Annotated in this window: 6 protein-coding genes and 2 pseudogenes; 3 read left to right on the top strand and 5 right to left on the bottom strand. The window is 72.1% G+C overall.

Annotation, left to right across the window (positions count from 1 at the left end):
• The 4 genes and pseudogenes from ACFQ87_RS43115 to lepB all read right to left on the bottom strand — a co-directional run.
• A pseudogene (locus ACFQ87_RS43115) lies at window positions 1–524 on the bottom strand (two-component sensor histidine kinase); the annotation flags it as partial.
• A complete protein-coding gene (locus tag ACFQ87_RS43110) occupies window positions 521–1234 on the bottom strand; it encodes a response regulator transcription factor (protein WP_380616475.1) in 714 nt (237 codons plus the stop codon). The pseudogene ACFQ87_RS43115 and the gene ACFQ87_RS43110, both read right to left, overlap by 4 nt.
• A 339-nt stretch (window positions 1235–1573) precedes the next feature.
• A complete protein-coding gene (locus tag ACFQ87_RS43105; protein ID WP_380616474.1) occupies window positions 1574–3322 on the bottom strand; it encodes a hypothetical protein in 1749 nt (582 codons plus the stop codon).
• Between the two features lie 169 nt (window positions 3323–3491).
• Window positions 3492–4526 carry a signal peptidase I gene (gene lepB, locus ACFQ87_RS43100; RefSeq protein WP_380616472.1) on the bottom strand — a complete coding sequence of 345 codons (1035 nt, stop codon included), beginning with the start codon at window positions 4524–4526 and terminating at the stop codon, window positions 3492–3494.
• Between the two features lie 363 nt (window positions 4527–4889).
• Here lepB and ACFQ87_RS43095 point away from each other — a divergent pair, with 363 nt between their 5' ends.
• Window positions 4890–5342 (top strand): hypothetical protein, encoded by a 453-nt coding sequence (locus ACFQ87_RS43095; RefSeq protein ID WP_380616470.1) that lies wholly within the window; start codon window positions 4890–4892, stop codon window positions 5340–5342.
• Window positions 5343–5416: 74 nt separating this feature from the next.
• On the opposite strand, the gene ACFQ87_RS43090 is transcribed toward ACFQ87_RS43095, so the two are convergent.
• Window positions 5417–5869, bottom strand: coding sequence for a hypothetical protein (locus tag ACFQ87_RS43090; RefSeq protein ID WP_380616469.1), 453 nt, complete (start codon window positions 5867–5869; stop codon window positions 5417–5419).
• Between the two features lie 309 nt (window positions 5870–6178).
• Between ACFQ87_RS43090 and ACFQ87_RS43085 the strand changes: the two genes are divergently transcribed.
• Together ACFQ87_RS43085 and ACFQ87_RS43080 are read left to right on the top strand one after the other, a co-directional pair.
• On the top strand, window positions 6179–7501 hold the full coding sequence (locus ACFQ87_RS43085; protein WP_380616467.1) for a hypothetical protein: 1323 nt from the start codon (window positions 6179–6181) through the stop codon (window positions 7499–7501).
• A pseudogene (locus tag ACFQ87_RS43080) lies at window positions 7498–8090 on the top strand (oxidoreductase); the annotation flags it as partial. The gene ACFQ87_RS43085 and the pseudogene ACFQ87_RS43080, both read left to right, overlap by 4 nt.

Here is an 8090-nt window from a genome sequence, read left to right as displayed (position 1 = left end):
TTGCGGGAGGCGCGTACCACGCGGGCGCCGAGGCGGTCGGCGAGCAGCACCGATCCGATGACCAGGCCTGTGGCGAGCAGGGCCATGATGGTCCAGGCCCGGGTCAGTCCGCGGTTCAGCTCCGAATCGGGTACGAACTCCTCGATCACGGCGACCTGGTCGTGTTCGAGCAGGACGGGCTGGAGGTAGTCCCGGCCTCCGGGAACGTCGCCGGTCAGAGCGGTCCTGCCCTGCGCTGCCCGGTTCAGCAACTGGCTGCCGGCATGGGTGGTGCCCAGCTGGCCGCCGTCGGGCAGATGGATGCAGAACTGGCCCGTGGTGTCCGTGCGGGCCACTGCCTCGGCGAGATCGGGCCGGTTCGGGTCCAGTGTCAGCAGCGGCATCGTGGTGGCCACGCGCTGCTCGGCGGCGAGCATCGCCTGGGTCTGGACGTGGGTGCGCAGGAGCAGGGCCAGCGGGACGAGGAACGACACGGTGACCATGACCGTCACCGCGAGTGCGACCGCGGCAAGGGCGGATCTCACCGGGGCGACACCAGCTTCACCCCCACGCCCCGGACGGTGTGCAGGAAGCGCGGCCGGGCGGCGCGCTCGCCCAGCTTTCGGCGCAGGCAGGACAGGTGTACGTCCACGGTCTGCTCGTCCACGTACGTCTGCCGCCACACCTCGGCGAGCAACTGCCGTTTGGAGACCACCCGGTCGGCGTTCAGCGCCAGGAACGACAGCAGGTCGAACTCGCGCCGGGTCAGGCCGATCTCGCGGCCGGCGAGATGGACCGTCCGGGCGAGCGGGTCGATCCGCAGCTCGCCCAGCACCAGCGGCCCGTGGTTCGCCCCGGGGACGCCGTGTCCGGGGGCGAACGTGCGGGCGGGGCCGGTGCAGCGACGCAGGACGGCGGTCAGCCGGGCGAGCAGCTGCCCGCCGGAGAACGGCTTGACCAGGTAGTCGTCCGCACCCGCGTTGAGCAGCTTGATGATCTCGGCGTCGTCGTCCCGCGCGGTCGCCACCAGCACGGGGACCTGGGACAGGCCGCGGATCATCTTCAGCGCGTCGGCGCCGTCGAGGTCCGGCAGGCCCAGGTCCAGCACCACGGCGTCCGGCTGCCACTGGGCGACCTCGCGCAGCGCGCCGAACCCGTCGGGGGAACTGCGCACCACCATGTGATGGCCTGCCAGCAGCTCTGTCAGCGAGGCACGGATGGCGGGGTCGTCTTCCACCACGAGGACGGATGTCATGGCGCACACCGTAGCCGACCGGCCGATCCGGCTGACAGTGTCTTCGAACCGGTGGGCGGGAAGCGGCGGGCACACCGGGCCGGTAGGTCGGCCGCGACCCCGGTCGTCGTGGAAACCTGCTGGTCAGCGGGGTGCTGCGGACGGGATTCGGGGAAGTTTAGCGGAGGCTTAGGGCTTCCTTAGCGGAGGTACCGCGAGCGGTTGCGGCGGGCACGGCGGGATGTCGCGCCCGCCGGGGGCGGTGTTCGGACGGGGGTGCGGGCGGCGCGGTGGTCGGCCGATGCGCCGATGCGCCGGTGCCTCCGCGGGCCCGTTCGCCCTGATCGCTCGCCGGAGCGGTCAGGACACGTCGAGTGCGGTGTCGTCGATCACGAAGCTGGTCTGCTCGGCGCCCGTGGCCTCGACTCCGGTGAAGGTGAGCGTCACCTTCTGACCTGCGAAGGCCGAGAGGTCGAGGGTCTTGTGCACGTAGCCGTCGGTTGCGTCCCGGTTGGTGTAGGTGGCCAGGGCGGTCGAGTTGGCCGTGACGGTCAGGGTGTCGGCGCCGGTGGACGGGTCGCAGCTGGCGACGTGCAGCCAGAAGCTGAGGCCGGCCTTGCAGCCGGCCGGAACGGTCACCTGCTGTGACAGGGTGTCGGTGGCGGGGGAGGGGTAACCGCCCAGCCACGCGTCCCAGTTGCCCGAGCGGGGCTGCATTCCCGTGGAGTCGGAGATCACGGCGTCGGTGGCCGTCCATGGCGCGGCCTCGCCGGTCTCGAAGCCGGGATTGCCGAGCAACTGCTTCGGGGAGCAGGTGGCGGAGGACCGGGTGGGGGTCGGCTTGCCGGTCGGGGTGGCGGTGGGCTTGCCGGTCGGGGTGGTCCTGCTCGAAGGGGAAGGAGCGGTGGCGGTCGGTGTCGCGGACGGTGTCGGCTGCCGGCAGCCGAGGTTGGTGAGGGAGGCGGCGAGGCGCTGGGTGAGGAAGTCGAAGAGGTTCTGGCCGTCCTGGGGTGAGGGGACGGCGGCGGTGAACTGCTTGTCGAGGTTGAGGCGTTGGGCGCCGGGTGTGGCGAGGTCGGTGCAGTAGGCCGTCGGATCGCCGTTGGCCGTGGCGCCGAGTGCGGGCTGGTTCACGCCCGCCCGGTAGAGGTTGGTCTTGTTCCGGTTCTGCTGGTTGTTCTCGATGACCATCGGGTCGCTGAGCGGGACGAGCGCGATGGGCGCTGCCTGGTACTTGGCGGCCTGGAGTTCGTTGAGCGCGAGTGAGGTGACCTTGCTGCCCGGGTCGGCGAGATCGGGGGCCGTCCACGGGGTGCACCCCAGTGCGGGGTCCAGGAAGTTGTCGAGCAGCAGGTTGTCGCTGCCGTTGAGCAGTGCGGCGGGTTGCGTCCTTCCCCCGCCGCTCAGGGCGGCGAGGTTCTTCGCGGTCTTCTGGGCGGTCGCGCCCTGGGCGGTGGACAGGTACTCGGTCGTGACGTTGTCGCTCTGGTCCTGGTCGACCACGCTGAAGTCACGAGTGGTCGGGCAGGGCTTGCCGTCGCGGGCCGTACCCAGCGGCGGGACGGCGAGCTTGCCCGCGGCCTCCGCGGAGTTGGCGGCGGTGAAGAAGGCCGGCGCGTTGCAGTAGGCGAACTGACCGAAGGGCTGTCCACCCGGCGTGCCGCCCACGCACTTCCCGGCGGCGCTCTGGCCGGCCAGGGTGAGGACGTTGCCGTTGTAGCCGAACCAGACCCCCACCACGGCGTTCGCCGGCAAGGCCGGGACGGCCGGCGCCACGGCGGGGGCGGTTCCCTTGTCGATGACCAGCGGACTGTAGACGGAGATCGCGCCGGTGGCCGGGTCGAGGACGGTGGCCTGGACGAACGCCGACTGGTTGCCGTTGGACTCGTGGCAGGCTCCCTGCGCCGGATCGGTCGCCTCCAACGTGTAGGGCGTGGCGAGGCCTTGGGCGGTGAGTGGGTTGGCCGGAACCTTGATGGTGCAGTTCGGGTTGGGCTGGGTCGGCGCGCCGGCCTGCGGCGCGGGCGGCGTGGTGGCGGCGAAGGACACGCCCAGGACGGCGGCGCCGGCGCTGAGCACGGCGGCGAGGCCGAGGGCGGGCTTGGTCACCCGGCGGCTTCGGCCGGGGGAACGGTGATGAGCTGATCGTGAGGTCATGTGGGTCCTCCGGCAAGGTGCCGTGACGGCGCGATGAGGGGCTGGGGGAGCAGCCGCACGCGGACCGGTACTCGGGTCCACGCGGAAGTCCGCTTCGGGGGCCGCATCCGGGGAGCGGGTCTCAACCTGCTTCGAACAGCGGTGTGTTCGATCGTAGGAGGCGGGAGGGGCCGTTGGCGCCGGCAGCGATATCCCCTAAAAGTCGCCTAAGGATCAGCTCATCTGACGGACCACTGCCGTCGCCTCCGTCGCGACTGCCACCACCCGACCGGGAGCACGAGCGCGCCTGACGCGGGCGGCGCGGACGGGGGTTGCGCCGGGAGGTGATCGGGACCGGGAGACGGTCGAGCGCGCCCCCGGTCTTCGGTCGCGGCCGGCAGCGAGGGGGCGGAGCGGGTGCGTCCAGGTGCCGGATCCGCGGGACCGGCCAGACGATCGCAACCGCCCGACCCACCACGCTCGTCAGCGGAATGGTCCCCTGGCCCGGACTCCCCATGTGGTAACGGGAGTCGGCGGACACATCGCGGTGGTCACCCATCACCCAGATCCGTCCCATGGGCACGGTGACGTCGAAGGCCTGTCGGGAAGGAGCGTTGCCCGGCGCGAGATAGGGATCGTTCAGCGCGACGCCGTTGACGGTGATCCTGCCGTGGTCGTCGCAGCAGGCCACGGTGTCGCCGTCGACCCCGATCACCCGCTTGACCAGGTCCTGCCTGTCGTCCGAGGGGAGCAGGCCGAGGAAGGAGAAGGCCGCCTTCACCGTGCGCAACACCGGCCCGTCCGAGGCGTTCTGCCGATCCGCCTCCAGCCAGCCGCCGGGGTCCTGGAACACCACCACGTCACCGCGGTGCGGCCGGCCGCCGAACCACGGGCTGAGCTTGTCGACCACGACCCGGTCGCCGATGCCGAGCGTGTTCTGCATCGAACCCGACGGGATCACGAACACCTGCATCAGGAACGTCTTCAGCGCCAGGGCCAGCACCAGCGCCACCAGCGTGACCAGTGGCAGCTCGCGCAGGCGGGCACGTTTCCTCCGGCGTACCGCGCGTCGGGCGACCCTGCGCCGCTCGGCCCGCCCCCGAGCGGCGCGGTGGTGCACCCGAGCGGCGCGGTGGTGCACCCGCCGCCGCGAACCGCGAAAGGCTCGAGTTCTCATCGGCCAGAGCATGACGACCGTGGAGCCGTTGGCTGTTCGCTCCCGCGGGTTTCCCGCCCAGCACCGTCGAAGCGGTGCTGAGCGGGACCCGGCGGTGCCGATGTGAGCCCGGGGTGAGCGCTCCCTTAGGGAAATCGAAAGTTCCGCGCTGACGCTGTTTTCGACGGGCCGACAGGCCGTACGGTCTCTCTCACCGAAGCCCGGTACGGGCATTACCGCGCCGGGCCCACCGCACCCGCCCGCGCCGTCACGCCGCCTGTCGGGCGGCCGGCATCCGGGCTCACACCGAGGCACTCCGGGCCGGTGGCCGCGGCCGTCCGCCGGCGCGCGTGCCCGCCGCAATCCGCACCGTAAGGATCACCCGTGAACGACATGGCCGTCCCGGCTGTCACAGCCGCTCCCGAAGGAGGCGCCGAGCTGCGCCTCGTGGTCCGTCTCGACTGGCAACGCGTCGCCGAACTCGGGCTTCTCGCATCCGAGTTGGCCGGTGAGCTAAAGCGTCCGGTCACTCTCGACGAAGCGGTGAGCCACCAGTTGGCTTTCCGTACCCGTCCGGTGGCTCCGGCTCACGGCGCCGTCGGCGCCCTTGCCGGCGCCACGCCGGCGGCGACGGTGATGCCGCTGTCCGGGGTGGCCTTCGAACCCCCTCTCCAGGCATCGGCCGCGTCGGGCAAGCAGGCCGTACCCGCGTCACTGGAGAGCGGCCCGTCGGGCCGGCCCACAGCCGTCGCGTCCGGCCAGTCACCGGTACAGCAGGCAACCCCGTCGGCGCAGACCGGCGACAAGAACGCTCCCCCGCTGGCCGCCGCGGGATGACCGCTGAGGCCGGACCGGCACCCGCCCTGCTGGTCGGGTTCGTCCGGCTGCGGCTCGTACCGCACTCACAGCACTCATCGGAATCGCTCATCCCGGAGGGGCCGCAGCATGGAACTCTCATCCCGGACCACTTCTCCCCGCCTCCGTGGCGGAGGCGGCCGAGTGCCCAGCCGCAGGCGGATGTTGTACCTCCTCCTCGCCATCGGGACTTCGGTGCTGGCCGTGGCGTGCACTCCCACCGCCCCGACGGCCGCTCCTCCCGCCGCCCCGACGCCGTCGGCTACCGGGACGAACGGCACGCCGGCCGCGATGCCGGCCGGTGCACCGTCCGGCACGCCGACGGCAACGGCAGCCGGTGCACCGTCCGGGAGGCCGACATCCGAACCCGTGGGTACGCCGACCGGAATGCCCGCCACCACACCAGTCGGAATGCCGACGCTGAAGTCGGGCGGAAAGCCCACCACCAGGCCGACCGGAATGCCCACCGGTCGGCCGACGACCGGGCCGGGTGCCATGCCGACCGCCATGCCGACTTCGGGCGCGGCCTACCCGCCCACCGGCATGCCGGCCGCGACGGACAGTGCCCCCGCGCCGGTCTACGGCAGCCACTGGTAGAGCGCAACTCGCCGGTTGCGCAGGCGCGTCGCCCTCCAACAGTGGGTTTCGCGCCGCTTTGCCCGGGCCGCGGGGCTGATGCCGCCTGCCGCCGGGGAACCCACGCCCGTGTGCACCCGGTCCGCGTCGACCTCCGTGCCACCTCCACTATCGGACAAGGACAGAGCTTGAGGAATTCGACAAGGCCGCGGCCGCGTCGCAGGTCCCCGCAGGACACCGTGGTGCGACTGCGCGCGGCCGCCGCCGGCACGGCGCCGGAGCTGCCGAGGCCCCCGATCCCGGTCCTGGTCGCCGCCGCCGTGGTGGTGCTCGCCGTGGTCGCCACCGTGTTACAGGCTCTCCAGCTCCCCGCGACGGCGCACAACCGCAGCGGCACGGAGGCGGTGCACCGGTTCGTCGACTTCTTCTTCGGCGTGCTGACGCTGATGGCGCTCAGCGGCAGCGTCACCCTCGGGCTCCTGGCGGCCGAGCGACGGATGCTGACGCCGCGTCACAGGGTCGCGGTGCAGGCCCTGCACCGGGCCGTCTCCGTGGCGGCCGTGGTGACGCTGGTGATCCACATCGCCGACAAGGTGGCCGAGGGGCATGCCGCTCCCGCGGCGGCGGTGGTGCCGTTCGCTTCCGGAACCAGCTTCGCGGTCGGCGTCGGCACCATCGCCGCGGAGCTCTTGGTCCTGGCCGCGGCCACCGGCGCGCTTCGCGGGCGTTTCGCCGACAACCCCCGTCTCACCCGGCTGTGGCGACCGCTGCACTGGGTCGCCTACGCCTCGTGGCCGCTCGCCCTCGCGCACGGGCTGGAGGCCGGGCGACCGGCCAGGGCCTGGGTCGTGTGGTCGTACGGCGTCAACATGGCCGCGGTGGCACTCGTCCTGCTCATCAAGTTCCTGCACGGAGCCGGACGCAACACCATCGGCGTCAACGCCAACCGCCGCCTGATGGCCGTGGACCTGATCGGCCCCGGCGAGGAGTCGCTCCACCCGCCGATCGGCGACCAACTGCCCGTCTTCGGCGAGTCCTCCGCACTGCTGGCGCTGGACGTGGAGATTCCGGACGCCCGACCGGCGGCGACGCCGGAATCCGCCTCGGCCGCCACTACGCCCACCCCGCTGTCCATGGACGCGGCCGCCGTGCACTGGGACACCGGTGAGCTGAACGCCCTGCTCGACGCCGGCCGTCAGCAGTACCTGGCCGAGCAGGCGGCGTTCCAGCAGCAACAGCAACAGCTGCAACAGCAGGCCCAGTTCACGGTGGATGCCTGGGACACCGGCGAACTCAACGCGATGCTCTACTTCGGGGGTCAGGAGTACGCCGTTGAGCAGACGGCCTTCCAGCAGCAACAACCGCAGGCCGAGTACCCCCAGCAGCCGTATGTCCAGCAGTACCCGCCCCAGGTCTTCGCAGGCCAGTCCGGGTACCCACAGGGACCTGACGGCGGCCCGCAGTTCCCGAACGCGGTACAGCCGTGGCCCAGCCCCGGCTACTGGTACCAGCCCGCGCAGACACAGCCCTCCGGCTACGGAGTCGACTCCTGGCAGAACCGATGACGGCCGGCACCACGGATGTCCCCGAGGTCATCCGGATGGGACCGCCCCGGCTCACCGCCGGGCTCGACCAGTACATCCGGATGGGGTACGAGGCCCATCTCGCCGTCCACGGGCCACTGCCCAGGTACGGCGCGCCGGAACTGGTCGACCTCGCCCAGCGGATCGGACTGGCTGGGAAGGGCGGAGCCGCCTTCCCCTTCGCCCGCAAGCTCCAGGCGGTGATCGACTCCGCCCGGCGCCGGCGTCTGCCCGCAGCCGTCGTCGTCAACGCCACCGAGGGCGAGCCGGGCAGCGCCAAGGACCGGATGCTGCTCGCCCGCGCCCCGCACCTCGTCCTGGACGGTGCGCTGCTCGTCGGCGAGGCGCTGCGCGCCCAAAGCGTTGCCGTCGGCGTGGACGAGGGCAGCCCGGGCGTCACCTCGATGCCCGCGGCGGTCGCGGAACGCCGTTCCCGGCTGCCGATCCGGGTCGTGCGGCAGCCGGCCCGCTTCGTCTCCGGCGAGTCCGGTGCGCTGATCCGCGGCATCAACGGACTGGTCGCCCTGCCGCCGAGCCGCAAGGTCCGCTCCTCCGACGGCGGACCCGGCGG

This window comes from Kitasatospora sp. NPDC056531 (assembly GCF_042794375.1).
In the GTDB taxonomy this organism is placed as follows: domain Bacteria; phylum Actinomycetota; class Actinomycetes; order Streptomycetales; family Streptomycetaceae; genus Kitasatospora.
Note: the sequence above shows the minus strand (reverse complement) of the source record. Positions and strands in the feature narration are given on the sequence as shown.